The 23,919-nt window shown below is 38.5% G+C and carries 23 protein-coding genes, 6 tRNA genes and 1 riboswitch; of the genes, 21 read left to right on the forward strand and 8 right to left on the reverse strand.

The genetic code is table 11. The features are described from left to right. The first annotated feature begins 8 nt into the window (after window positions 1–8). The 12 genes from gatC to pepF all read left to right on the forward strand — a co-directional run bounded on the left by gatC (window position 9) and on the right by pepF (window position 7,977). Entirely contained in the window at window positions 9–305 is a 297-nt protein-coding gene (gatC, locus tag AAG186_RS01730; RefSeq protein WP_125164176.1) for an Asp-tRNA(Asn)/Glu-tRNA(Gln) amidotransferase subunit GatC, read from the forward strand. Next, the gene (locus tag AAG186_RS01735) at window positions 302–1,654 is read left to right on the forward strand and encodes an amidase family protein (RefSeq protein WP_161637018.1); all 1,353 of its coding nucleotides are present in this window, start codon (window positions 302–304) and stop codon (window positions 1,652–1,654) included. The genes gatC and AAG186_RS01735 overlap by 4 nt, the downstream gene beginning before the upstream one ends. Further along, window positions 1,654–3,069 (forward strand): Asp-tRNA(Asn)/Glu-tRNA(Gln) amidotransferase subunit GatB, encoded by a 1,416-nt coding sequence (gene gatB, locus AAG186_RS01740; RefSeq protein WP_342621883.1) that lies wholly within the window; start codon window positions 1,654–1,656, stop codon window positions 3,067–3,069. The genes AAG186_RS01735 and gatB overlap by 1 nt, the downstream gene beginning before the upstream one ends. A gap of 38 nt (window positions 3,070–3,107) precedes the next feature. Next, window positions 3,108–3,785 (forward strand): hypothetical protein, encoded by a 678-nt coding sequence (locus tag AAG186_RS01745; protein WP_161637020.1) that lies wholly within the window; start codon window positions 3,108–3,110, stop codon window positions 3,783–3,785. 89 nt (window positions 3,786–3,874) lie between these two features. Next, window positions 3,875–5,083 carry an O-antigen ligase family protein gene (locus tag AAG186_RS01750; protein ID WP_161637021.1) on the forward strand — a complete coding sequence of 403 codons (1,209 nt, stop codon included), beginning with the start codon at window positions 3,875–3,877 and terminating at the stop codon, window positions 5,081–5,083. Between the two features lie 65 nt (window positions 5,084–5,148). After that, window positions 5,149–5,224 (forward strand) — tRNA-Asn (locus AAG186_RS01755). A gap of 7 nt (window positions 5,225–5,231) precedes the next feature. Next, window positions 5,232–5,307, forward strand: a tRNA-Glu gene (locus tag AAG186_RS01760). A 238-nt stretch (window positions 5,308–5,545) separates the two neighbouring features. Then, window positions 5,546–5,621 (forward strand) — tRNA-Asn (locus AAG186_RS01765). Window positions 5,622–5,629: 8 nt separating this feature from the next. After that, window positions 5,630–5,705 (forward strand) — tRNA-Glu (locus AAG186_RS01770). A 180-nt stretch (window positions 5,706–5,885) separates the two neighbouring features. Beyond that, window positions 5,886–5,961 (forward strand) — tRNA-Asn (locus AAG186_RS01775). Between the two features lie 7 nt (window positions 5,962–5,968). Continuing rightward, a tRNA-Glu gene (locus tag AAG186_RS01780) sits at window positions 5,969–6,044 on the forward strand. 133 nt (window positions 6,045–6,177) lie between these two features. Next, window positions 6,178–7,977, forward strand: coding sequence for an oligoendopeptidase F (gene pepF, locus AAG186_RS01785; protein WP_200549211.1), 1,800 nt, complete (start codon window positions 6,178–6,180; stop codon window positions 7,975–7,977). A gap of 55 nt (window positions 7,978–8,032) precedes the next feature. Here pepF and AAG186_RS01790 read toward each other — a convergent pair whose 3' ends face one another. The 7 genes from AAG186_RS01790 to AAG186_RS01820 form a co-directional block, all read right to left on the reverse strand. Then, window positions 8,033–8,425 carry a CoA-binding protein gene (locus tag AAG186_RS01790; protein ID WP_342621884.1) on the reverse strand — a complete coding sequence of 131 codons (393 nt, stop codon included), beginning with the start codon at window positions 8,423–8,425 and terminating at the stop codon, window positions 8,033–8,035. Then, complete coding sequence (locus AAG186_RS01795) at window positions 8,422–9,024, reverse strand: phospholipase (protein WP_161637024.1); 603 nt, start codon at window positions 9,022–9,024, stop codon at window positions 8,422–8,424. Before AAG186_RS01795 ends, AAG186_RS01790 begins: the two co-directional genes overlap by 4 nt. A 70-nt stretch (window positions 9,025–9,094) precedes the next feature. Beyond that, window positions 9,095–10,972 (reverse strand): BglG family transcription antiterminator, encoded by a 1,878-nt coding sequence (locus AAG186_RS01800; protein ID WP_342621885.1) that lies wholly within the window; start codon window positions 10,970–10,972, stop codon window positions 9,095–9,097. 66 nt (window positions 10,973–11,038) lie between these two features. After that, window positions 11,039–11,857 carry a PTS system mannose/fructose/sorbose family transporter subunit IID gene (locus AAG186_RS01805; RefSeq protein WP_342621886.1) on the reverse strand — a complete coding sequence of 273 codons (819 nt, stop codon included), beginning with the start codon at window positions 11,855–11,857 and terminating at the stop codon, window positions 11,039–11,041. Then, window positions 11,850–12,620, reverse strand: a complete 771-nt coding sequence (locus AAG186_RS01810; RefSeq protein WP_161637027.1) for a PTS sugar transporter subunit IIC — start codon at window positions 12,618–12,620, stop codon at window positions 11,850–11,852. The genes AAG186_RS01805 and AAG186_RS01810 overlap by 8 nt, the downstream gene beginning before the upstream one ends. 31 nt (window positions 12,621–12,651) lie before the next feature. Beyond that, complete coding sequence (locus AAG186_RS01815; RefSeq protein ID WP_200549217.1) at window positions 12,652–13,140, reverse strand: PTS sugar transporter subunit IIB; 489 nt, start codon at window positions 13,138–13,140, stop codon at window positions 12,652–12,654. Between the two features lie 155 nt (window positions 13,141–13,295). Further along, entirely contained in the window at window positions 13,296–14,372 is a 1,077-nt protein-coding gene (locus AAG186_RS01820; RefSeq protein ID WP_237558297.1) for an SIS domain-containing protein, read from the reverse strand. A 326-nt stretch (window positions 14,373–14,698) separates the two neighbouring features. On the opposite strand from AAG186_RS01820, the gene nrdI reads away from it, so the two are divergent. The 6 genes from nrdI (at window position 14,699) to AAG186_RS01850 (ending at window position 20,378) form a co-directional block, all read left to right on the forward strand. Further along, window positions 14,699–15,064, forward strand: a complete 366-nt coding sequence (gene nrdI, locus AAG186_RS01825) for a class Ib ribonucleoside-diphosphate reductase assembly flavoprotein NrdI (protein WP_342621887.1) — start codon at window positions 14,699–14,701, stop codon at window positions 15,062–15,064. Further along, window positions 15,065–17,179 (forward strand): class 1b ribonucleoside-diphosphate reductase subunit alpha, encoded by a 2,115-nt coding sequence (gene nrdE, locus AAG186_RS01830; RefSeq protein WP_125164187.1) that lies wholly within the window; start codon window positions 15,065–15,067, stop codon window positions 17,177–17,179. 14 nt (window positions 17,180–17,193) lie between these two features. Continuing rightward, a complete protein-coding gene (gene nrdF, locus AAG186_RS01835) occupies window positions 17,194–18,270 on the forward strand; it encodes a class 1b ribonucleoside-diphosphate reductase subunit beta (RefSeq protein WP_125164188.1) in 1,077 nt (358 codons plus the stop codon). Beyond that, window positions 18,270–18,524, forward strand: a complete 255-nt coding sequence (locus AAG186_RS01840) for a glutaredoxin (protein ID WP_125164189.1) — start codon at window positions 18,270–18,272, stop codon at window positions 18,522–18,524. The genes nrdF and AAG186_RS01840 overlap by 1 nt, the downstream gene beginning before the upstream one ends. Window positions 18,525–18,575: 51 nt before the next feature. Continuing rightward, window positions 18,576–19,481: a YhjD/YihY/BrkB family envelope integrity protein gene (locus AAG186_RS01845; RefSeq protein WP_200549219.1), complete on the forward strand. Its 906-nt coding sequence runs from the start codon at window positions 18,576–18,578 to the stop codon at window positions 19,479–19,481. An 81-nt stretch (window positions 19,482–19,562) separates the two neighbouring features. Further along, window positions 19,563–20,378, forward strand: coding sequence for a mechanosensitive ion channel family protein (locus tag AAG186_RS01850; protein ID WP_200549221.1), 816 nt, complete (start codon window positions 19,563–19,565; stop codon window positions 20,376–20,378). 95 nt (window positions 20,379–20,473) lie between these two features. Here the strand turns inward: AAG186_RS01850 and ybaK are convergent, their stop codons facing one another. Next, window positions 20,474–20,953 carry a Cys-tRNA(Pro) deacylase gene (ybaK, locus tag AAG186_RS01855; RefSeq protein ID WP_125164192.1) on the reverse strand — a complete coding sequence of 160 codons (480 nt, stop codon included), beginning with the start codon at window positions 20,951–20,953 and terminating at the stop codon, window positions 20,474–20,476. Window positions 20,954–21,025: 72 nt separating this feature from the next. Further along, window positions 21,026–21,115: riboswitch (THF riboswitch) on the forward strand. Window positions 21,116–21,154: 39 nt separating this feature from the next. Between ybaK and AAG186_RS01860 the strand changes: the two genes are divergently transcribed. The 3 genes from AAG186_RS01860 to AAG186_RS01870 are packed head-to-tail and all read left to right on the forward strand — an operon-like array spanning window position 21,155 to window position 23,919. Beyond that, window positions 21,155–21,661 (forward strand): folate family ECF transporter S component, encoded by a 507-nt coding sequence (locus tag AAG186_RS01860; RefSeq protein ID WP_125164193.1) that lies wholly within the window; start codon window positions 21,155–21,157, stop codon window positions 21,659–21,661. A gap of 36 nt (window positions 21,662–21,697) precedes the next feature. Next, window positions 21,698–23,341, forward strand: a complete 1,644-nt coding sequence (locus AAG186_RS01865) for a formate--tetrahydrofolate ligase (RefSeq protein ID WP_342621888.1) — start codon at window positions 21,698–21,700, stop codon at window positions 23,339–23,341. A 41-nt stretch (window positions 23,342–23,382) separates the two neighbouring features. After that, the gene (locus AAG186_RS01870; RefSeq protein WP_125164195.1) at window positions 23,383–23,919 is read left to right on the forward strand and encodes a hypothetical protein; all 537 of its coding nucleotides are present in this window, start codon (window positions 23,383–23,385) and stop codon (window positions 23,917–23,919) included.

The following is a 23,919-nucleotide window of genomic DNA, read 5'->3' on the forward strand; positions in this document are numbered from 1 at the left end:
GAGGATTTATGAAAAAGTTAGATAAAGAGCTTATTGAAAAATTTGCTTCCGACTTGATGTTTCGTCTAACCGATGAAGAACTTGAGATGGTTGAAGCAAATGCTCATGTATTTGAGCGTTATATTGATAAAATTCAGGCAATCGATACTGAAGGTGTCGAAGTGATGTCTTATCCTTTTGAAATGGAAACGACCTGGCTTCGTGAGGATGAACCCAATCATGTTATTGATCAATCCCTTGCATTTGAAAATGCACCGCGGGTTGAGGGGGATTACTTTGAAATTGTAAAGGTGGTTAACAAATGAGTAAATCAATCGATGAAATAATCGGCAATTTAAAAAAAGAAAATGAGCGTCTTAACGCGATTGTCAGTTTTGTAGATCCAAATGAAGCTAAAGCAGGTTTGATATCTGGATGGGATCTTGCTTTAAAAGATAATATTAATATGGAAGGAACACTTACAACCGCTAGTTGTAAGTTGCTTTCAAACCATCAATCGATTTACAACGCACATGTTGTAGATCGCCTCTTAGATGAAGGTGCTGTTATTGTGGCGAAGACATCGATGGATGAGTTGGGGATGGGTGGTACAAATCTTTCTGCCATTACAGGACCCGTATTCAATCCATACGACACTTCACGAATATCAGGCGGGTCTTCAGGTGGTTCTGCGGCGCTTGTAGGTGCGAAAGCTGTTCGCGCTGCATTAGGAAGCGATACTGGCGATAGTGTTCGTAAACCTGCTGCATATTGTGGCGCTGTAGGGGTAAAGCCAACATATGGCCGAATTTCTCGCTATGGTGTGATTCCTTATGCGTCTTCCCTTGATCACGTGGGTTATTTCACCCAAAATGTAGCGGATGCAGCACGCCTTCTCGAAGTGCTTGCTGGACGTGATGATCGTGATATGACCAGTTCCATGGAGCCGGTTGAACCGTATTCACAACTTCTTGATATGGATTTAAACGGAAAACGCATTGGTATTTTTAAAACAGTTGAAGATGCAATCGAAAATGAAGCTGTTAAAGCATCATTTGGTCGTTTTAAGGAAGCACTTGTATCACAAGGCGCAGTTTTGGTTGAAAAAACAATCGATAAAACATTAATGCGTACAATGCTTCCGGTTTACAGTGTAATTTCAAATTCAGAAGCTGTAGCAAATCATGCGAATCTCGATGGTGTGCGTTTTGGGTTATCGCAAGAGGGTGATTCACTTGAAGAGATTATGAAGAATACACGTACAAATGGATTCAGCTCACTTATTAAACGTCGCTTTATCTTTGGTGCCTTCGCATTAGATGATGCAAATCAAAAAGAAGTGTTTGACCAAGCGAAGAAAGTTCGTCGTTTATTAGTCGATGCTTATGCATCTTGTTTCGAAGATGTTGATATCATGGTTACATTAGCTTCAGGAACGGTTGCTCCAACGGTTGAGAATCAACCTATGGATGAATTATCCGATGCTTATCTGATTGGGGAAAACCATATGGTCATTAATAACTTTAGTGGTTACCCAAGTATGACGTTACCACTTGATCTTGTGGATGGACTTCCTGTTGGAATCAATATTTCGACACAACCCTTTACGGAAGCGAAAATGTTTGCATATGGACAAGCGTTTGAGGCATTAATTAACTGGAAGGGAGCATTTTAATGGGATACGAAGCAGTTATTGGAATTGAAATTCATTGTGAACTAAAAACACGCACAAAGATGTTTTCAGGAGCGCCCCTTGGGTACGGACAAAAACCGAATACCGCAATCAATGAAATTGATTTAAGTTACCCTGGAACCTTACCTCAGCTTAATAAACAAGCGGTGAACTATGGTGTTCGTTTATGTAAAGCGCTCAATTGTGAGATTGATGATCTCGTTCGCTTTGATCGTAAAAATTACTTTTACTCGGATTTACCAAAAGGATATCAAATTACGCAACAATTCTTTCCATTAGGTCAACATGGTCATTTTGATGTGCTTGTAGGTGAAACCGTAAAGCATGTACGAATTAACCGTATTCATATGGAAGAAGATACGGCTAAACAGTTTCATGAAGGGGATAAAACGTTAATCGATTTTAATCGTGCGGGAACACCTTTACTTGAAATTGTTACGGAAGCAGATTTTAGAACTGGTGAAGAAGCAGCGGCCTATGTGGACGCATTGCGATTATTGGTTGTATATTTAGGTATTTCTGATGGTCGCATGGATGAAGGGTCTTTACGTTGCGATGTCAACATTTCATTAAGACCTGAAGGGCAAGAAGCCTTTGGAACAAAAGTAGAAATTAAAAACTTGAATTCAACCAACAACGTTCAAAAAGCCATTGAGTTTGAAAGTGTGCGTCAGGCAGAAATTTTAGATTCAGGTCAACACGTAATCACTGAAACACGTCGTTTTGATGAAAAATCACAAGAAACAGTCGCAATGCGTACTAAAGAGACGGCTGTTGACTACCGTTATTTTGTTGAACCGAATATTGTACCTGTACGAATTGGTCAAGATATCCTTAACCAAACATTGGTTGAATTACCTATGGCTCGCATTCAACGATATCAAGACCAAATGGGTTTAAGTTTATATGATGCGAGCGTCTTGGTTAAAAACCCGGAATTATCCGCTTACTTTGATGTATTAGCTCAAAAAACAGATGCTTATAAATTACTGGTGAATTGGTTAACACAAGATGTATTAGCGGTACTGGATCAAAAAGGTGACCGCAGCTTTGACGCATGGCTCAATGTTGATCACTTTGTTGATTTTATCGAAGCAATTCAATCCGGTTCTATCAATTCAAAACAAGCAAAACAAGTGTTTGCGAAATTTGTTGAAGGAAAATCTCCGAAAGCAGTAATTAAAGAATCGGGTATGGTTCAAATCAGCGACGAATCAACAATTACAGCGTGGATTGAAGACGTGTTGACTCAAAGTCCACAAGTTATTGAAGATTATAAAAATGGTCTTGATAAGTCCATTAAGTTTGTCGTTGGTCAAGTAATGAAGGTATCAACAGGGCAAGCAAATCCTCGTGTAACCAATGAACTGGTTGTACGTGTGCTTGATAATAAATAGAAAATAATATAATATTTAAATGCATAAGGAGGATCGCAATGACAAAAAAAATGGATCCAAAGCAAAATAAAGAAGTTCAAGTTAAAAAACAAAAACAAACAAAAAAACATGACTGGTCTTATTATGCAATCATTATCTGTCTTGTTTTAATCCTAATTCCATCTCTTTGGTTGGGCTTTACAATCGTTAAGGCTTCAATCGAATCTGGAAAACCATTAACCGGACAACGATTCGCGAATGATCATGATCCTGAAATCTCGTCAGACCTTCAAAAAAAGGTCGAGGCGGCTTTGAAGGAGCGTTCGGAGTTTGAGTCTGTGAGCGTCTCGTTAAAGACAGCTACGCTTCGTATTCAGCTCAAAATGAAGCCCGATACTTCGAAAGAAGATGCATCTGCTTTAATTGAATCAGCATATGATCACGTGGTTGAAATTTTACCGGTGACCGAGTACTTCACAACAGTGGGCTCGAAAAAACAATATGATTTAGAAATTAATCTTTTCAACTTTACCGATGTTACTGAGGATAATCGTGGTGATTTTATTTATTACCAATTAGTAAAAAACGGAAATATGGAAGATAAGCAAATTCAGCTTGTTTCTGAGTCGAAAGATTCAGAACTTGTCGAACGTTTAAAAACAGAACAAGCTGAAGCAAAAGAAAAACAATCAAATGAAAACGGAGAACCGTCGAAAGAAGAGAAAAAAGAAGAGTAAATTATAGTGATTTCGCTTTATTGGATGGCTTCTTAGATTAAAGTGACACTATTGTAATAGTCGTCACTTTTTAATGTGGTAAAATATATATGATGAAAATAATAAAAGACTTCAGTACAAAAGTAAGAACACTGCTATCAGAAAACGTGATTTTTTTGATGATTATGGTGTTATTCTTACCAGATTATTTGTTATATCCAGCGGTCATTGTGGCAGGAATTTTTGTATTGTACGAATGGATTCGTTATAAAGGATTTAAATGGAGTTTGTTTTGGGTTCTATGGGCCTATCTCTTGGGTGTGGCGCTGTTGAACAAGAATATGCAAGGGGTTATGGGGACGTTATATTTGATCGTCTTAGTAGCCTATGCATTTGTTTTAAATCGAAGAATGAGCCCTAAAGAATACATGAAGATGCAATATTATATTGTTTGGTGTTCCTTATTTAACTTCTTCTTTAACTTTATCCGTTGGAGACCGGTCTGGTATAAATCGTTTATGGGATTGTTTGATGGTGTAATACAGATGGGGCATCTTCCATTTTATGGGGATGGATACTTTAGAGCGTACTCTACATTTGATAACCCCAACTTGTATGCGTTTATCCTTTTAATTGTTCTGTTGGTTTGTTTTAATCAACTTCAATTTCAAATAACATTTAAAAACTACCGATTGGGTGCCTTCTATGCAGGAGCTTTTATCATTAACCTCTATGCAATGTTTTTGACAGGTACACGATCAATTATCGTAGCGTTAATGTTTGGCCTTCTTACTGTAATTTTGGTTCAAAAAAAATGGACGCAATTTAAGGTGATGATTCTTTTAGGTGCGCTCTTAACCTTATTTATTCTATCGAGACCTGATTTGTTTCCACGATTTATGCAAATTGCTGAGCACAGCGGTATTCGCCTTGAGATTTGGGATAAAGCAATTCATCAAATTTTGAAAGAACCGTGGTTTGGTAAGGGTATGTTTACCTATGCATTGCTTTTCGATAATATTGATGCACATAATATTTTTATTGAAAGTTTCTTAAGTTTTGGAATTTGTGGGACGATGATTCTTGTCGCATTTTTAATTGAAAAATTACGTGATATATACTTAAATGCGTATTACTTAGACTACCCCTTAGCTTTAGGGGTGTTGGTCGCGACCATCATGTATGGGATCTTCGATATTCCCTTATTTGCGGTGCAAACGAGTCTTTTATTTGTTGCGGTTTTCTGTCTTCCCCGACGTCAACCGTCACAAATATTGATTCCAAAACCAACGCATGTTGAATTTATTGAAAAAACTTAAACTATTTTTAAAATATGCTTGTCAAGGCAATATTAGTATGGTATATTTTATAAGCACTTGGCGATGCTTGTTTAGCTCAGTCGGTAGAGCAACTGGCTGTTAACCAGTGGGTCGCAGGTTCGAGTCCTGCAACAAGCGCCATTTATATGGCCCGTTGGAGAAACGGTTAACTCACATGCCTTTCACGCATGCATTCACGGGTTCGAATCCCGTACGGGTCACCATAGTGTAAATAACAAACCTCATCGTTAAGATGAGGTTTTTCTTTGTCCAAAGGTATTTGTATGGGCACGGAAGATCCTTTGTTATCTCCTTAATTTAAAAGAATTTCAAGATGCGACGACATCTAAATGAAGACCCAAAATCACACCTTCTTAAAAAGCGAAAATAATCAATTATTTTCACGAAAAAAGGTTGCTAAGTCGAGATGGGTATGGTATATTTTATGAGCACTTACGCGATGCTTGTTTAGCTCAGTCGGTAGAGCAACTGGCTGTTAACCAGTGGGTCGCAGGTTCGAGTCCTGCAACAAGCGCCATTTTATATGGCCCGTTGGAGAAACGGTTAACTCACATGCCTTTCACGCATGCATTCACGGGTTCGAATCCCGTACGGGTCACCATAGTGTAAATTACAGGTTGCATCCTAACGATGTAACTTTTTTTTAGAAATAAGGACATTACCGTCTTATTGTGACTGTAATTCACATATAATCAATATATTCAAAAAGTATGATTTATTTGTGAAATAATGCTTGCCAAGTCATATTTCGTATGGTATATTTTATGAGCACTTAAGTGATGCTTGTTTAGCTCAGTCGGTAGAGCAACTGGCTGTTAACCAGTGGGTCGCAGGTTCGAGTCCTGCAACAAGCGCCATTTATATGGCCCGTTGGAGAAACGGTTAACTCACATGCCTTTCACGCATGCATTCACGGGTTCGAATCCCGTACGGGTCACCATAGTGTCAATAACCTCACTTCTTAGGAAGTGAGTTTTTTTATTTTGTAGATTTATGTGTTTTTTAGCACAGTCAATCGTCTTGTGGTAAAATAGATGTAACGGGTAAAACCGCAATAGATAAGAGGTGTATTTATGTCGGATAAATATGAATTACCACTTCGAAGTGAAGTGGATATAAAAGATACATGGGATTTAACACCTATGTTTAAAGATGATGACGCATGGAATGCAGAGTTTGATGCGATTCAAAACGACTTAAGTGAAGTGGCTGCATATCGCGGTACACTCACCAAGAGCGCAGAGAGTTTATTAGCGGGTCTTAAATTTCGTGATGAATTAAGTTATCGTATTGAATTTTTATATGTTTATGCACATCTAAGTTTTGATGTCGATACCACAAACCCTAAGTATCAAGCAATGAATGCACGCGTACAATCGCTTCTTGCGCAATTTGGATCAAGTTTTTCTTTCTATGAAGCAGAAATTTTATCTGCAGATGAGGCGGTTATTCGCGAATATCTTGAATCAAATGAGGCACTCACTTTATATCATCACGAGTTTGATCGCCTTTTTAAATCAAGACCTCATATTCTTAGCGAGAAGGAAGAGCGTATTCTCGCATCATCAGGCGAAATCTTTGGCGTTTCTTCGCAAACATTTGGTATGTTAAATAATGCGGATATTCAATTCCCTACAATTAAAGATGAATCAGGAAATGATATTCAATTATCACACGGACGTTATTCACTCTTAATGGAGAGTGCGGATCGTCGAGTTCGTGAAGATGCTTTTAAAGCAATGCAAACAACGTATGGTAATTTAAAGAATACACTTGCAAGTACTTTATCAGGAAATGTAAAGGTTCATAATTTCAATGCAACGATTCGTAATTATGCATCAGCACGTCAAGCTGCACTTGCTGCAAATAATATTGACGAAGAAGTTTATGACTCACTTCTCGAAGGAATTCATAATAATATTGATTTACTTCATGATTATGTTGCACTTCGTGAAGATGCATTGGGTATTGATGATATTCAAATGTATGATATCTATGTCCCAATGGTTGATGAAGTGGATTTAAAATTTACGTATGAAGAAGCACAAGAAGTAATTTTGGATGCCTTGAGTGTTCTGGGTGAAGAATATTGTGCAGTATTAAAACGTGCATTTAATGAACGTTGGATTGATGTTGTTGAGAATAAAGGGAAGCGATCGGGTGCTTATTCATCAGGTACTTATGGAAGTGCCCCTTATATTCTGTTAAACTGGCAAGAAAATATAGATAATGTCTTTACACTTGCTCATGAACTCGGCCACAGTGTTCACTCTTACTTTACACGTAAGTATCAACCTTACATTTATGGTGATTACTCGATTTTTGTTGCTGAAGTTGCTTCAACGACAAATGAAAATTTATTGTTGAATTATTTATTGGATCAATATGAGGATCCTAAGGTTCGTGCTTACCTGTTGAATCATTATTTAGACACGGTTAAAGGCACGGTGTTCCGTCAAACGCAGTTTGCTGAGTTTGAACACCTTATCCATAAATCAGACCAGGAGGGCGTTGCTTTAACGGCTGATTATCTCATTGAGTCGTACTACAAACTGAATCAATTCTATTATGGTGAATCGATCAGTACCCAAGAAATTGGTTATGAGTGGGCACGGATCCCTCATTTCTACTACAACTATTATGTTTACCAATATGCTACAGGATTTAGTGCGGCAACTTTATTCAGTGAAACAATTTATAATGGTGGCGATGCGACACCGTATCTTGACTTCTTAAAATCGGGAAGTTCTGATTATCCTATCAATGTCCTACGAAAAGCAGGTGTTGATATGACAGAATCAACAGCTGTTGATAAAACACTGGAAAAATTTGGTGAACGTATGGCGGAATTACGAACACTGCTTGTAAAATAGATAATAAAAAAAACGGAATCACACCCAATTTGGATGAGATTCCGTTTTTTCATGTTTATTGCTCGTTTATAGCGTATTCCTTAAGCACACAGGCTTCGATTACATTGAGATCAAGTTCTTTTGCCTTGGCACGTAAAACGTCGTTTACGGTGCCGGGTTGAAGCCAGAGAACGTTGATGCCTTTCTCTTTAATTGATTCGAGCATGTGAATGCCAATTTTAGGATTAACAACCATCACAGCAACATCAACGGTGTCCGTGATTTCCGAAAAGGAAGGGTAGACGGTCTTGCCATTAATTTCGGTATAGTTTGGATTTACACCAAGAACCGTTTTACCTTTTTGTTCTAACAATTTATAAATGCGGTATGCATACGATTCGGGTTTGTTATTAATTCCAGCTATCACAAATGTTTGTGATACATTTAGGATTTCATAAGGGTTATTCATAATGTGAGCTCCATATCAAACCATTGTTTGATTTCTTCAATTTCGTAAGCGCGCATCCGATGGTCCAATTCATAAATGCGGTGTGTAACACGTGCATTATTATTAATGAGACGTTTCTCCAAAGCGACGGCACTTTCATAAGGAATTATATCATCAAATCGACCACTATGGATTAAAATGTCCATGCCCTTTAAATCAAGTTCCTGTGTATCGCTTGTGAAGTTCATCGGTCTCAGTAAGACACACTTTTTAAAAGGGGTTGGTTGTTCTAGGATTAAGGCTGCGATGGTATTGGCGCCATTAGAAAAACCTAATGCCCATAGTTCGCCAAGATTGTAGGTGTCTTGTAATGACTTCACAGTATCCAAGATTGTACGAACTCGGCCCAATAAGTCCGCTTCATCAAGAATTTGAGTTTCGCTTTGTACAGCAGAAAAGCGTCGTTTACCAAACGTAACGACGTCGCCTCGGATGGAAAGGTGATTCATTGTGGGGGCAACCATTTTCGCTACCGGCAGTAATACGTTTTCATCACCACCTGTACCATGAAATAAAACAAGCGTTTTATCGCTTCCGTTATCAATAAATTTATGTATCATTTTGAGTACTCCTTAAGTCGTAAATATGAAAACATCATACATGATGTAAGGTTTTGGGACAAGTCATGCGCTAGGCAGAAAGTAACGCGTGTTTAAATTCATCAAAGGATTGACCTTCGATAAGCTGTTGGACTTTAAGACGGTCCATAGACCATCTTGAGAATCGATCACATAGGTAGAAGAGGTCATGATCCCCATCACGTTTTGTTTTAATAAGAAAAAGAACGTGAACTTCACTTTTATCCCAGATAATCGGTTTTTCCAATACCGCTACAAAACATAAAGCCCGATCAACATGTTTCTTGAGATCTTGTAAATGTACAAGATTGTGTCCGATTTCATGTGTTGCGAAGGGGTTTGAATCATAGTGGGGTTTGAGGAGGTTCATGGTATTCATTTTCTCAGTTAAGTTGTGAAGGACTTGTTCTTTGTTGTTGCCAGGGAGGTTATAAATTACATATTGAGGTTTAAGATAGTGGTCTAAATCGGCTTCAGCAAGATCGAATTGTTTGATTTTTTGTTCGATATGGGTAAGGTAGTTCCCATCCTCGATTGCGACGACTTCACGGGCTTGTGGGATGGTCATTTTGGCCATGGATACGCCGATGTCCAGAGGTTGTGTAATTTCTTGTAAGGATCCATAAACGCTGACAGTAATATGATCATCATTAAAATGTTCGCGCAAAGTTTGGCCATAAACAATGGTTTCAGACCGTCCATTTCCACCAATAAATCCAATGTTGAGGGTTTGTTGGTGGCGGCGGGTCATGAGTGCACCTTGGAAATAAAGTAATAAATAGCCAAACTCATCAAGATTTATGGAAATGTCGGGATAATTGGATTCGATGACCGAAACGGCAGAGATGGTTACCTTGGCGGCAAAGAGAAATTCACGAAGGTTTCGATGGATTAGCGGATTTCGAATGGTCAATCCGTTTTCAATCCGTTTAATCATCTGGGGAATGTGTAATAACAGATAACGAAAAAGTTCGTGATTATCGAAAAAGTTAATCGCGAAGTTGTTATCGATTTCAGTGAAAATATCGTAGATGAGTGCCTCGTCTTGCAGTTTTGTTTTTCCTGAGTGCGCAATGATTTGTTTGCTGTCAAGGTGGATTGCCAGGTAGAGAAGTTCTGATTTTTCTAAGGGGTCTTCATTTAAAAGCGTACTAATCGCATTGGCCATCGTTTGAGCAAGGGGGAGTAGTGGTGAATCAGTTGTTTTATGAATTTCAACGGTGTGACCTTCACGACGACGTTTAAAAAGGATTAAAATATGTACTGCAATATTTTGGAGTGAAAAATCAGAAAGAAGGATATTCGCATTAAAACAACATTCCTTTACAATCGCTTCCGTTTTATGAAGCATGTCATTGTTGAGGATGAATGCTTCTTTTTCCTTCGATTCCACAAGACTTAAGGTATTATGGAAAAAGTATTCCGCAAAGGCAAGCCGCAGGTTGAATTCCGACCCAATCAGTTTCAGTCCATATGCAGGTCGAGATTTTAGTTCAAGATGAAATCGGCGAAGTTGCAGTCGAACATCTTTAAGGTCGTTGTGAATGGTGGTACGACTGACAAACATCCGTTCTGCGAGGTCTTCAATCTTTAGGTAATCGTTGGCGTTTAAGAGCGTTCGAATTAGATAAGAAACACGTTCGGAGTTATTTCGCGAAAAACTATTCATGCGTCGAATCAAGCTAATCGAGCCAATGTTCTCGAAAATTTTTTCTTCTTGGTGTTCATTTAGCGGATTTAGACGATATCCATGGCCTGGAATGGAACAAACCTCAATCTGATATGACTTCAACACTTCACGAAGTATTTGGATCTCTTTCTTGATTGTTCGAATGGATACATTACTTGAAAGTGCAAGTTCATGGGCTGTAACGGTTTGCCCTTGTGCAAGATGATGCATGATGATAAGTTGCCGATTTGTGAATTCCATAAGTCCTCCTTTTAAAAAAAAGATGTTGCGTATCTTAACGATAACGCAACATCCTGTCTTGTGCAATTAGAGTAATCCAATATACGAACCAATGATACCAAATGCAATGGTAACAAGCAGTAAGAACATCGAACTCTTTTTCTTGTTCTTTAATAAATGGAACATTAAAAGTGTATAAAGAAGTGGTAAAAGCAGTGGGAAGATTTGATCAATGTATTGTTGGAGTAAAAACTCTGTTTCATTAAATGAAAATGCCACAATGGTTTTAAGTTTAACCATTTGAGCACTCATGCCTCCAATAACCATTAATCCGACAATGGTTGCTGCTTTGGTAATCTTTGCGAAAATACCGGATTCGGATGCACTATCCATCAGGTTTGTTCCGAATTTATATCCAAAGACACCACCAAGGTAACGCACAATCATGTGTGGAACATTGAATGCAATTAGGAATAAAATCGGACCGAGGATGTTTCCTTGTTGTGATAAAGGTAACGCAATTGCGGTTGCAATAATACGGATGGTTCCCCAGAAAAAGGAATCACCAATCCCAGCAAATGGACCCATCAATGAAATCTTGATGCTATTAATTGTATTCTTATCAAAATCGGAATTTTGACTTGCTTCTTTTTCAAGTGCCGTCGCAACACCCGTGATGGCGGAAACAACATGAGGGGTTGTGTTAAAGATTTGCATATGACGTACAAGTGCATCGGCACGATCTTCTTTGGTGTGGTAAAAGCGTTTAATGGCTGGCCACATTCCTACCGCAAATCCAAGTCCTTGTTGGCGTTCATAGTTATAGGAATTTTCGAGTAAGAATGAGTACCAGAAGATTTCTCGAAATAACTTTTTATCTTCTTTTGTTGTTTCTATTTTATTCATCGAATAAGTCCTCCAATTCATCATGTTCTATGGCTGCAGGTGCTTGTCCGACTTCAAAGACAATAATGAAGGCAAGAATAACACCGAATAAGGTTACTGCTAAGATTGGTAATTCAAGGTAGGCAATAAGAATAAATCCAAGAATGAAGTAGAGAATGTTTTTTCCATTCATCATCGGTTGGAGTAACAATGCGAACCCTACTGCAGGGAGCAGTTTTCCAGCAACTTCAAGACCATTCATTAGATTTGCGGGAATGGCTTGTACAAATCCTTCTACAGCACTTGCACCGAAGAGTACAGCAATAAAGGCTACTGTAAAGTACATGAGGCAGTGAAGTAAGAGACCTCCAATATTGAGGGCAAACATTCCTTTAATGTTCGCATCTTCTGCGAGTTTCATGGCAAAGTCCATAAACCATGATCGAACAATAAAGATAATAACTTTTAATGATTGTGCAAGGATTGCAATCGGTAAAGCAAGCGCAAGCGCAATTTCAGATCCTTGACCGGATAAGATTGCGAATGCTGTTCCCAGTGCAGAACCAATTAACACATCCGGTGGTACTGCAGCACCAACTTGAATGGCACCCATAAAGACAAGCTCAAGACTGGCACCAATAATTATTCCTGATTGAAGATCGCCAAGTACGAGTCCAACAAGGGGTGAGATAATAAGTGGTCGATTGGCCATTGGGGTTCCGAGCATCTTTTCTACGAACCATACCAAGGCGACTACAAGACCAACAAGTAACGCTTCTTGCATAGATATTTCCTCCTTATATATTTTTAGTAGATTACTGTGTTAAATATTTTTGACGTAAATCTGAAAAGTCTTTACCTTTGTCATCGGGTACTTGTTTCACTTCGACAGAGATTCCTAAACCAATGAGGTCGTCCATGGCGTGGAGTTCTTCGGGTGTGAAGTATACAGCTGGTGCGAAGGCTTTGCGACCTTCTTTCATTTGAACACCACCCAGTGTACATACAGGTGTTTCTTGAATGCCTTGGTAGAGTTTGAGTGCATCATGTGGGGATGCAGTCACAACAAATACCTTAAGACCTTTTAATTTTTCATTATTTAAAAGGGCGATGGCTTCATCAAGAGAACGAATTGCGAGTTTAACCCCGTCAGGTTTGGCAAGTTTAAGTGCTTGTTTACGAATTGGGTCCGATGCTGCATCATCACTTGCAATTACGATTGCTTCATAATTGAGTGCAGATTTCCAACTGTAAGCGACTTGACCGTGTAACAAGCGGTCATCGATTCTAATTTTTTGTATCATAATATACTCCTTCTTTATATAGTACCGGTTAGTGATGTAAGTGTCGGATTGAAGTTATCCGTTATCGATATTCGAATAAAACCAACATCGCACAGTGCGGTAAATCATAAGGTCCAATGCTTTAGACAATTTAATGTAGTTCGAAGGTACCTTCATTAAGAACGTTTCGTCTCAAGACTTTTATTGATGTATTCCGTAAGTTGGGGATACATTGTCTTCGAAAGGTCGCGACCACGATCTGTAGCAATGTGGTATGCAAGCACTTGGAAGAATGTCATATAAGCAAGTGGATAGAAATACGTTGATTTCGTGTTGATATTGAAATCGTCTTTGTCCGTATTTGAGACAATTATACAGCGGGCATGCACTTCCTGTGTTATAAATTTCTGAATCTTCCTGCTTTTACGCAAATCATTTTCGTGATACGCAAGTAAGAAGAAGCCTTGGTCATGGGTAAACATATTTTGTGGACCATGAATTAATTCTTCAAGTTCGAAACTATTGGTAAGACTGGGTAGCATTTCCATAAACTTAATATCTGCTTCTTGAGCAATGGGCCATAAGGCGCCCGGTCCGGAAAAGATATAAGCATCTGTCTTTGAAAAATATAACTTATTGTTGTGATAAAAGGCATTGGATGCTTCACGAATGTGGGGGAGTTCCTGAATCATCACGTCTAAGTCTTTGATAATTGCTTCAGATTGTGTGGGGTCAATCTGATTGTTTATAACGCCAAGAGATAGGTAAATAAGATAAAGAACGGTACATGTCGTCGAAAACCCAAGTGTTCGAAAAATAAATTGTTCTTTTCCACTGCCCATTTCAAGTGCGGTCTGTGCCTTTTTCGCAATCGGTGTTTCAAGCGACTCGGTAATCGAAACTGTTTTCAGTCCTAATTGATTGGCGCATTCAATCGCTTCGTACACAAGTTTTGTTTGGCCTCCTTGTGAAATGAAGATATAGAGTGCATGTTGATCACAAAGTGCTCGGTTATAGTGTTCAACAAAAATACTGGGGTACATTAATTCAACTTCAATGTGGCATGTAGATTCCGCAAATGTTTTTGTGGTAAATGCCGTATTGTAAGATGAACCCGAACCCACAACCACAACTTTGCGTACAGTATCTCCATGTGTCGCTTGGTTTATTGCGGTTGCAATCACATCACGTTGATCACGTAAATGATTTAATTTTTCTGGGATTTCAATAATACAATCCATTAATGTATTCATTGAGTCACCTCTCTTTCCTTTGCTCGCCTTTATCATACATATCTCTGGTTTTTAGTTCCATAGGGACTTTTGCACGAATGTTCGTGCATAAATTTAAAGCGGTTTCAAAACCGAGTTTTAATGCTTGTTTTGTGTGTCAATATGTAAAATATAAAAACTCACAAAAAAGAATGAGAAATGAAAAACAAAGTTACTAACAATGATAAACGTTAATTAATTTATCTTTCAAGTTTACATTCTTCGATTTCGCGGGAATTTCATGCAATACTCAAGAATTTCGGGGAGGGTTATGTTTAAATGAAATTAGTTCGAAAGGATGTGACGATGTGATTGTGGTTTTTGACAGTTTAACGGGGCAATGTCAACGATTTGCGGAAAAACTTGGCGTACCATGTATTGATATCTTAGAGTATGAACCGATGGATGAAGACATTTTTTTGGTAACGCGGTCATGGGATTTCGGTAAGGTAACGGAAGAGACCAAAGCATTTTTGGAACAAGAAGCTGCAAAGGTCGTTGGCGTTGCGGTTGGTGGCAATCGCAATTGGGGCACAAACTTCGGTGCAGCAGGCGATAAAATTCATGATGAATACAATATTGAACTTGTTTTAAAGTTTGAAGGATCAGGATTCACAAAAGATGTGGAGATTGTTCAACAATGGCTTGAATCATATAAGGGGAGGACAAAATAAATGACAGTACAAAATAAATCAAATCAAATTCCAGAATGGGTAATTCTAAATAATCAAATCGTTGATGGCGATGGAAATATTAAGGATTTAAATAAAGATAAAGAGGCAGTCCGCTCTTACTTTTTAAATGAAATCAATAAGAAAACTCAGTTTTTTCACTCACTTGAAGAAAAATTGGAATATCTTACAACGAATGATTATTACGAAACAGAATTTTTAGAAAAGTATACGTTTGATCAAATTCAAGCGGTCTATGATATTGCATATGATGCCAAATTCCGTTTCCCGACATATATGGGAGCGTTTAAGTTTTATAATGATTACGCACTTAAATCCATTGACGCGGAACGTGTGTTTTTAGAACGTTATGAAGACCGTCTTTCGGTAATTGCACTTTATCATGCGGATGGCGACTTTGAACTTGCTAAAAGACTGATTACGTCGTTAATTGCGCAAGATTTTACACCGGCAACACCAACACTTCTCAATACCGGTAAGAAAAAACGCGGTGAATTTGTATCGTGTTTCTTATTGGAAGTGGATGACTCGTTAAACGATATTGCACGAGTTCAAGAATTTGCGATGCAACTTTCAAAATTGGGTGGTGGCGTTTCCATTAACTTGACCAATTTACGTGCAAAAGGCGAATCAATTAAAGACATTCCAAACGTTGCGAAAGGTGTTGTTGGGGTAGCAAAACTTTTAGATAATGCATTCCGATACGCCGACCAAATGGGACAACGTCAAGGTGCAGGAGCTGTCTACTTAAATGTATTCCATGCTGATATTGAAGATTTCTTGCAAACAAAAAAACTCAATGCCGATGATGATGTTCGTGTTAAAACGCTCTCAATGGGGGTTGTGATGCCCGATAAAATGATTGAATTAGCGCGTGAAGATAAAGACATGTATGTCTTCTATCCACACACGGTCTATAAAGAATACGGGATTCCATTCTCAGATGTCGCCATTAAGATGGATGAATGGTACGACAAGTTGGTTGAAAATCCTAAAGTGCGCAAACGCAAAATCAATCCACGTAAGTTATTTGATATGATTGCGCAATTACAAGGGGAGTCAGGTTATCCATACATTATGTATGCGGACAACGTAAACAAAGAAAATCCACTTGCTGATCCAATCAAGTTCTCGAATTTATGTACAGAAATTTTACAGCCGTCGATTGTATCTCACTATGGTGATTATCATCGCCGTGATGAAGATGAAATCGGTCTCGATATTTCTTGTAACCTTGCGAGCGGTCATATGGGAAATATGATCAAAAATAACTCCATTAAAGAGACCGTATTTGCTGCAATGGAAATTATGAACTCTGTTTCCGAAAAAACAAATATTGCGCATGTTCCCGCTGTAGCGCGCGCAAACCGCATTATGCGTAGTGTTGGTTTTGGTATTATGGGACATCATGGTTATATTGCGGAAAATTACATTGGTTACGGTAGTGAAGAAGATATTGACTTAATTGATGTGTTCTTTAGTTTAATTAACTATTATAGTCTTGTGCATTCAATGGAGAAAGCGAAAGAAACCGGCGAGAAATTCTATGGTTTTGAGCGAAGTTCGTATGCGGACGGCAGTTATTTCAACGATCGGGGTCAAGTATTACCAAAGACTGACGTGGTTCGTGGCTTGTTGTCGGATATTGAAATACCAACGGATGAAGACTGGGCTCAATTAAAAGAAGATGTAATGACCCATGGACTCTACAACTCAAATCGATTAGCGGTTGCACCGAATGGTTCGATTGCATATGTTATGAGTGCTACACCTTCCTTAACGCCAATTAAACAAATTGTCGAAGAACGTACGTATGGAAATTCAAAAACATACTTCCCAATGCCTGCTGCGGATGTTGCAGGGTTTATGTACGAATCAGCATATCAAATGGATAAGTATAAGATTATCGACGTGATTGCTACGGCTCAAAAGCATGTTGATCAAGGAATTTCATTTGAGTTATGCATTACTTCGGATGAGACAACACGTAGTCTACAACGCTATTACCTCTATGCACATTACCAAGGAATTAAGACGTTGTACTATACACGAACACAAAAATTGAGAATTGATGAATGTGAAAGTTGTGCGGTTTAAGGAGGAGGAAAACGATGATGTTAAAGCAAATTAATGAGATTAAGGCGGATCGCGAATACGATGGCGCGAATTGGAATGAACATGAAGATAATTTTACACAGACGTTTTACGAACAAAATTTAAGTCAGTTTTGGAGACCGGAAGACATTAGTCTTCAGCCTGATTTAAATTTATGGGCGAGTTTACCTGAAGATGTGAAACTGGCCTATGGACGAAACTTACTCGTACTTACGTTCCTCGATACATATCAAGGTGATATAGGAATGCCTGTTGTTTCGCGATCGATTGATCATAAATATCATCAGCGTAAGTCGGTGTTGAACTTTATGGCAGCTATGGAAAATGCTGTGCATGCGAAAAGTTATTCAAATATTTTTATGACATATATGAAAAACGAAGAAATTGATGACCTATATCGATGGGGCGAACAAAATAAGAATATGCAAAATATTCTTGCTTTAATTGTTGGTTACTATGAAAACTTAGATCGTCTTACCTATCGCAAGCAATATGCAGATTTAGGGGATCCAGTGGATGACTTTGAATTTGATGTTGCACAGTGGAAAGCCATGGTTGCAAGCGTGTTCTTGGAATCGTGTCTCTTCTATAGTGGTTTCTATTATCCCCTCTATTTTTATGGTCAAGGGAAATTAATGCAAGCTGGAGAAATCATTAATCTTATCTTGCGTGATGAAAGTATCCATGGGCTTTATATTGGAAACTTGGCGATGGAACTTTATCGCAAGTTCGATGCTGAGACACAAGCGTCGCTCTATGAATGGCTTACAACCTATCTCGATGCAATCTATGAGGAAGAAGTTGAACTCATTGAAACAATTTATGATCCCGTAGAATTATCGCACGATGTTAAGATCTTTGTTCGTTACAATGCGAACAAAGCCATGATGAATCTTGGGTTTGATGCATATTACGAATATGAAGAAGTAAACCCTGTTGTACTTAATGGATTAAACACTGAAACAAAAACAATGGATAACTTCTCGATGAAGGGAAATGGTTATCAAAAAATGAAATCTGAATCATTACATGATGATGACTTCTTCTTTGATAAAGAAAGGATTACACGATAATGACAAAAGTTATGATGTTAACTCAGGACAACTGTCCAAAATGTATGGCATTAAAGAACTACCTCGAGTTGGGACTTCGTAATAAATATGCCGAACATATCGAAGTGGTAAAGCGAGAGGAAAACCCAGAACGTTTTAAATCAATCGCGTTGGATCATGGGATTATGGCAACGCCTGCCTTAATCGGTGGCGATGAGGTATTGCTCGATACAAACCCATCTAAAGTAAACGCATTTTTCGAAAAAATCATTTAGACTGGAATTATTCCAGTCTTTTTGTTACATTGATATAAGGAGAAGTGGTGCATGAAAAAAATAATAAAAAAAATCCAAACTGTTATGGAGATGATGTCCTCAAATGAAGGGACACTCTTTACATATGCTTTGGCATATTCAATTATCGTTGGTATTGCACCGTTTATCATTATATCGGTGGTGTTTGTGGGGACGTATGTATACGATGTATCACAGATTATTCAACTTTTACAACGTTATGTCCCAGCGGACTTAATTCTGCCATTTGTGGATTACATTCAAACATCGGATTTGTCGAATTTATGGTTGATCATCTCATTGCTTGGGGTATCGATTTGGGTTGCTTCAAAAAGTATTTATTCGTTCCTACTGTTAAGTAGTGAACAAGATGGGGTCAATATTAATCATTTCTTTTTAAGAATTTTAGCGTGTATTTACTTTATCATGATTGTTTTAGGAATCATGGCTTTTGGAATCTTAATTGGATATGTTCCATTTATCAATAAATTTACGAGTCCAATAGTCATTACATTTTTCTTCGTTTTTTTCTACCGATTGTTGTCATTTAAATACACGCGATTTCGCGATGTTATTTGGGGATCTGCAATTACTTCAATCATCTTAATTCTATTAGGCCGCCTTTTCTTTGTGTACATTAATCAATATTCGAATTACCAAACCATTTATGGTCCACTCGCATCGATAATGATTCTCTTAATTTCAGGGTGGATTATCGCTTGGGTTGTCTTTTTTGGATATTGCATAAACTATGTTGTTCGTGATGATTCATTACCTGTTCAAGGGAAGCATCGACTGATATCCATTCTGGAAAAAACAAATGAAAAAATCGATGAACGAGAAGAAAAGTTTATTCATGATCATATTGAAAACAAACACCCAGTAAAGGAAGATGCCATTACAGAGGTTGAGGACAATTCAGAACACTTACAAGACTAAGAAGCACCACGGTGTTTCTTTTTGTTTTGAATTGTAATGCGTGTAGAACCTTGTTAATATATTTAAAGGGAGTTGACGTTTATGGAAAAATTGATTCTTTTTTTTGAAAAACCATTTGTCTTACGTTTGGTAAGCATCGCTGTAACGCTTTTTATTGTGTTCGTAGTGGTTCGTATCATTCGTAAGAGTCTTGTTAAAATTGAAAATAAAGTTCCGCTTGGCAAACAACAACGTACGGTTTACCCAATTATTTCGAGAACACTTGTGTATGTTGTGTATTTTATTGCGTTTATCATTATTTTAGAAACAATCGGATTGGATACGAAGCCCATTCTTGCAGTCACAAGTATAGGGAGTGTTGCGGTAGGATTTGGTGCACAACAACTTGTGAAGGATGTTATTAATGGATTCTTTATTTTATCGGAGAATCAATTTAATGTCGGTGATGTTGTGTCCTTATCGAATGTAACAGGCACAGTCGAGGACATCACATTGCGGACGACGCGATTGCGTAATGGGACGGATGGTAAAGTTTATATCATACCTAATGGTGAAATTAAGATGGTTACGAATATGTCGAAGGAATTTATGTTTGCGGTTGTTGATGTACCGGTTCCTTATGACAAAGATCTGGATACGATTTTAGAAATTTTAAATAATACAGTGAAACACTATCAAAATCCAGGATCGATTATGCAAACACCGATTGTTCAAGGCGTTACAGCATATGAAGAAAGTTCGTTAAATATTCGTATTACATGTAAAACGTATGTAGGAAAAAACTGGGCAGTTGAGCGTGATCTTCGTCGTGTAATTATTTATGCACTTGAAGCCCATGATATTACACTACCGTTTCCAACTCGGACCGTTTATGTTGAACAGGATTTATCCAATTAGATGATATTATTAATTAAACGCAAAAAAAGGTAACGCGGATGATGTGTTACCTTTTTGGATGGCCTGAATTAACAGCTTAAGCGGATTCTGTTTATTTATAAATTTTCGATAGCAGTGATTGCACCGGTTTTTGCATTAATCAGTTTAATGAGTGCTTCAGGTTTCATCTCAATTTGCGTTCCAATGCGTCCACCAGAAAAGATTATAGTCTCAAAGAGCAAACACGTTTCATCAATAATTGTAGGGAATTGTTTTTTCATACCGATCGGCGAGCAACCACCTCGAACATACCCGGTTAGGTCGAATAATTCCTTCACATGTAGCAATTCAAGTTTTTTGACCCCTAACCCTTTTGCACATGCTTTGAGATCGATATGGTCGGCAACAGGGATTAGAGCAACAAAATATTGATTTCCATTATGCAAGACGATGGTTTTAAAAACCTTTTCGGCTGATTCTTGAATTTGTTTGGCAACCGAGATGCCATCAATATTAATGCCATCACTTTGATATTCGCGCATGGTATAGTCAATTTTCTTTTGATCAAGAATGCGCATTGCGTTCGTTTTTTTCATTTTACACCTCATTTGAGTATATAGTAACATAAGTTGATTTCTTAGGGCAGTCTTGGTATTCTTAATTTATCAAGCAAAGTAAATGACACGCGTTAAGTGCATACGGATGGGAAGTTGCTGTATGACGAAGCGAAAGCGCGATGTGTTATTGCGTCCGTTGCGAGAGCTTTTCTTTTTGCTTGACAAAGAAAAGAGGAATTTATGATGAATACACGAAAGCTTACACATCTTGCGATGTTTGTGGTGCTTCAAATCGTTGTTTCACGGTTTTTAGCAATACCAACACCCATCGTTAAGATTAGTTTTACCTATGTACCAATGGCAATTGCAGGGTATTTATATGGTTGGTTATTTGGTGGCGTTGCAGCTGCACTTGCAGATGTATTGGGAGCAGTGCTCTTCCCACAAGGGGGTGCTTATTTTCCCGGTTTTACCTTATCAGCATTTATTATTGGCGCGATGTATGGATTGTTGAAGGATGCAGATTGCCGCTTATCCGTTATTGTCGGGATTGCGCTTTTTAATACGATTGCCATCAATTTGTTATTAAATACGTATTGGTTAAGTTTGGTACTTGGAAAGAGTTATCTTGCGATGATACCCGTTCGCGTAACGAAATCTTTAGTTATGCTTCCCATTAAGATTTTTGTCATTAAAAAGGTTTTGGACTATATGAAACCTTATAAAACTCGATTAACGAAAGCATAGGCATCCTATGCTTTCTTAAATTTTAGGAGGAATGTTATGAAAACAGATGTAGAGATCTCTGAAGCAACAAAAATATTACCGGTGCAATCGATTGCGGATAAATTGGGAATTTCTGCCAATCTTATTGAACCTTATGGTAACAGCAAGGCCAAACTTTCATTGGAAATTATGAAACAACCTGAACAGGGAAAGTTGATTCTTGTAACTGCGATTAATCCGACGCCGGCAGGCGAGGGGAAGACGACGGTAAATATCGGTCTCTCGATGGCTTTGAACCGTTTGGGTGTATCTGCTGTCAGTGCCCTCCGTGAACCTTCTTTGGGTCCGTGTTTTGGTATGAAGGGTGGTGCTACCGGAGGGGGTTATGCTCAAGTTGTACCGATGGATGATATCAATCTTCATTTTACGGGAGATTTTCATGCGATTACCTCGGCACACAATCTTCTTGCAGCATTAATCGATAACCATATCTATCATGGGAATGAAATGGGTATTGATCCTGAGCGACTTGTATGGCATCGGGTGATGGATATGAATGATCGCTCGCTTCGGGAACTGGAAATTGTTGGTAAGCGTGTCTCACATGCGACGTCATTTGATATTACGGTCGCATCGGAAATTATGGCTATCTTGTGTCTTGCGGAAGATATGGATGACTTGAAGCAACGCTTAAGTCGTATTGTAGTAGGGTATACATTTGAAGGTGAGATGCTGACAGCACAAGATTTTGATGCGGTGGGGGCCATGGCCTTGCTTCTAAAAGATGCAATCAAACCCAATTTAGTTCAAACAACCGAAAATACACCAGCGCTGATTCATGGTGGTCCGTTTGCGAATATTGCCCATGGATGTAATTCTGTTATTGCGACACGAATGGCTCTCAAAGTAAGCGACTATGTTGTCACAGAAGCCGGTTTTGGGGCTGATCTTGGTGCAGAAAAGTTTTATGACATAAAATGTCGCGGTGCCAATCTCGTCCCGGATGCGACGGTTTTGGTCGCAACGATTCGAGCACTTAAATATAATGGTGGTGTTCCCCTTTCGGAATTGGAAGACGAAAACATCGCTGCATTAATGGAAGGATCAAAAAACCTAATTCAACATTACGAAAATCTAAAGCAGTTTTCAGATAACGTGATGATTGCGATTAATCAATTTGAAACAGACACGCAAGAGGAAATCAATTATTTAAAACACTTGGGACAGGAACTGGGTTGTGAGGTTGTCTTAACCAACGTGTTTGCCAGAGGGGGAGAAGGCGGTGAAGCATTGGGGCGTGCTGTTATTGAAATGTGTCAACGTCCTTCTAATTTCAAGCCTTTATATCCGCTAACGCAAAGTTTAAGACAAGAGATTGAAACGATAGCGCATAGAATCTATCGAGCCGATTCAGTTTCATATTCTGAGAGTGCCCTTGAGAAGCTTAAGGATATCGAATCACAATACCCTGATGGTCTTCCAGTTTGCATTGCGAAGACACAAACATCATTTAGCGATGATCCAAAAAAACTCAATGCACCCGCAAATTTTTCGGTACATGTACGCGATGTTCGCCTTGCTGCTGGGGCTGGATTTGTCGTCGTTTTATTAGGGAATATTCTAACAATGCCAGGGTTGCCGAAACACCCAAATGCAGTCGATATGGATTATATCGATGGTAAGGTGACTGGATTGCGTTAGAAGTTGTGCTATAATATCTTCATTAATATTTGAGGTGAGTTGTGGAACATAAAGAAGTTTATATCGTATTAAGTGATACGGGGAGTCTTTTAACGCGCGTTATTAAAATGGTTACGGGAGCACCTTATAATCATGTCTCTATATCCTTTGATGCGTCGTTACATACACTATACAGTTTTGGGCGTAAACAACCGCACAATCCGTTTTGGGGCGGCTTTGTGAAGGAAAGTTTCTATGAAGGAACGTTTAAGCGTTTTAAGAATACCCGTTGTTTGGTCTTAAAGCTGGATGTTGAATTGGAGACGTATGCACAATTAAAGGCGAATGTCGGCGTGTTTGTCGAAAATATGGATGATTACCATTATAATTTTGTGGGGCTTGTTGGTGCGGCGTTTAATCGACGCATAGCCCGTGAGAACGGATATTATTGCTCCGAGTTTGTTGCAGAGGTTATGGAACAAGCGAATCTTGTTTTCTGGGAAACACCTGCTTATCTTGTTCATCCTTATGATTTCACAAAGGTCGAGGCATTTGAGGTCGTATATGAAGGCTTATTAGCTGAATTTTCAAAAGCGTGA

This window comes from Erysipelothrix sp. P66, from assembly GCF_038682365.1.
Classification (GTDB): domain Bacteria; phylum Bacillota_I; class Bacilli_A; order Erysipelotrichales; family Erysipelotrichaceae; genus Erysipelothrix; species Erysipelothrix piscisicarius.

What these genes read in the sequence shown, in the direction of transcription:
- gatC (WP_125164176.1), top strand. Translation starts at nt 9, where the DNA reads ATGAAAAAGTTAGATAAAGAGCTTATTGAAAAATTTGCTTCCGACTTG.
- AAG186_RS01735 (WP_161637018.1), top strand. Translation starts at nt 302, where the DNA reads ATGAGTAAATCAATCGATGAAATAATCGGCAATTTAAAAAAAGAAAAT.
- gatB (WP_342621883.1), top strand. Translation starts at nt 1,654, where the DNA reads ATGGGATACGAAGCAGTTATTGGAATTGAAATTCATTGTGAACTAAAA.
- AAG186_RS01745 (WP_161637020.1), top strand. Translation starts at nt 3,108, where the DNA reads ATGACAAAAAAAATGGATCCAAAGCAAAATAAAGAAGTTCAAGTTAAA.
- AAG186_RS01750 (WP_161637021.1), top strand. Translation starts at nt 3,875, where the DNA reads ATGATGAAAATAATAAAAGACTTCAGTACAAAAGTAAGAACACTGCTA.
- pepF (WP_200549211.1), top strand. Translation starts at nt 6,178, where the DNA reads ATGTCGGATAAATATGAATTACCACTTCGAAGTGAAGTGGATATAAAA.
- AAG186_RS01790 (WP_342621884.1), bottom strand. Translation starts at nt 8,425, where the DNA reads ATGAATAACCCTTATGAAATCCTAAATGTATCACAAACATTTGTGATA.
- AAG186_RS01795 (WP_161637024.1), bottom strand. Translation starts at nt 9,024, where the DNA reads ATGATACATAAATTTATTGATAACGGAAGCGATAAAACGCTTGTTTTA.
- AAG186_RS01800 (WP_342621885.1), bottom strand. Translation starts at nt 10,972, where the DNA reads ATGGAATTCACAAATCGGCAACTTATCATCATGCATCATCTTGCACAA.
- AAG186_RS01805 (WP_342621886.1), bottom strand. Translation starts at nt 11,857, where the DNA reads ATGAATAAAATAGAAACAACAAAAGAAGATAAAAAGTTATTTCGAGAA.
- AAG186_RS01810 (WP_161637027.1), bottom strand. Translation starts at nt 12,620, where the DNA reads ATGCAAGAAGCGTTACTTGTTGGTCTTGTAGTCGCCTTGGTATGGTTC.
- AAG186_RS01815 (WP_200549217.1), bottom strand. Translation starts at nt 13,140, where the DNA reads ATGATACAAAAAATTAGAATCGATGACCGCTTGTTACACGGTCAAGTC.
- AAG186_RS01820 (WP_237558297.1), bottom strand. Translation starts at nt 14,372, where the DNA reads ATGAATACATTAATGGATTGTATTATTGAAATCCCAGAAAAATTAAAT.
- nrdE (WP_125164187.1), top strand. Translation starts at nt 15,065, where the DNA reads ATGACAGTACAAAATAAATCAAATCAAATTCCAGAATGGGTAATTCTA.
- nrdF (WP_125164188.1), top strand. Translation starts at nt 17,194, where the DNA reads ATGATGTTAAAGCAAATTAATGAGATTAAGGCGGATCGCGAATACGAT.
- AAG186_RS01840 (WP_125164189.1), top strand. Translation starts at nt 18,270, where the DNA reads ATGACAAAAGTTATGATGTTAACTCAGGACAACTGTCCAAAATGTATG.
- AAG186_RS01845 (WP_200549219.1), top strand. Translation starts at nt 18,576, where the DNA reads ATGAAAAAAATAATAAAAAAAATCCAAACTGTTATGGAGATGATGTCC.
- AAG186_RS01850 (WP_200549221.1), top strand. Translation starts at nt 19,563, where the DNA reads ATGGAAAAATTGATTCTTTTTTTTGAAAAACCATTTGTCTTACGTTTG.
- ybaK (WP_125164192.1), bottom strand. Translation starts at nt 20,953, where the DNA reads ATGAAAAAAACGAACGCAATGCGCATTCTTGATCAAAAGAAAATTGAC.
- AAG186_RS01860 (WP_125164193.1), top strand. Translation starts at nt 21,155, where the DNA reads ATGATGAATACACGAAAGCTTACACATCTTGCGATGTTTGTGGTGCTT.
- AAG186_RS01865 (WP_342621888.1), top strand. Translation starts at nt 21,698, where the DNA reads ATGAAAACAGATGTAGAGATCTCTGAAGCAACAAAAATATTACCGGTG.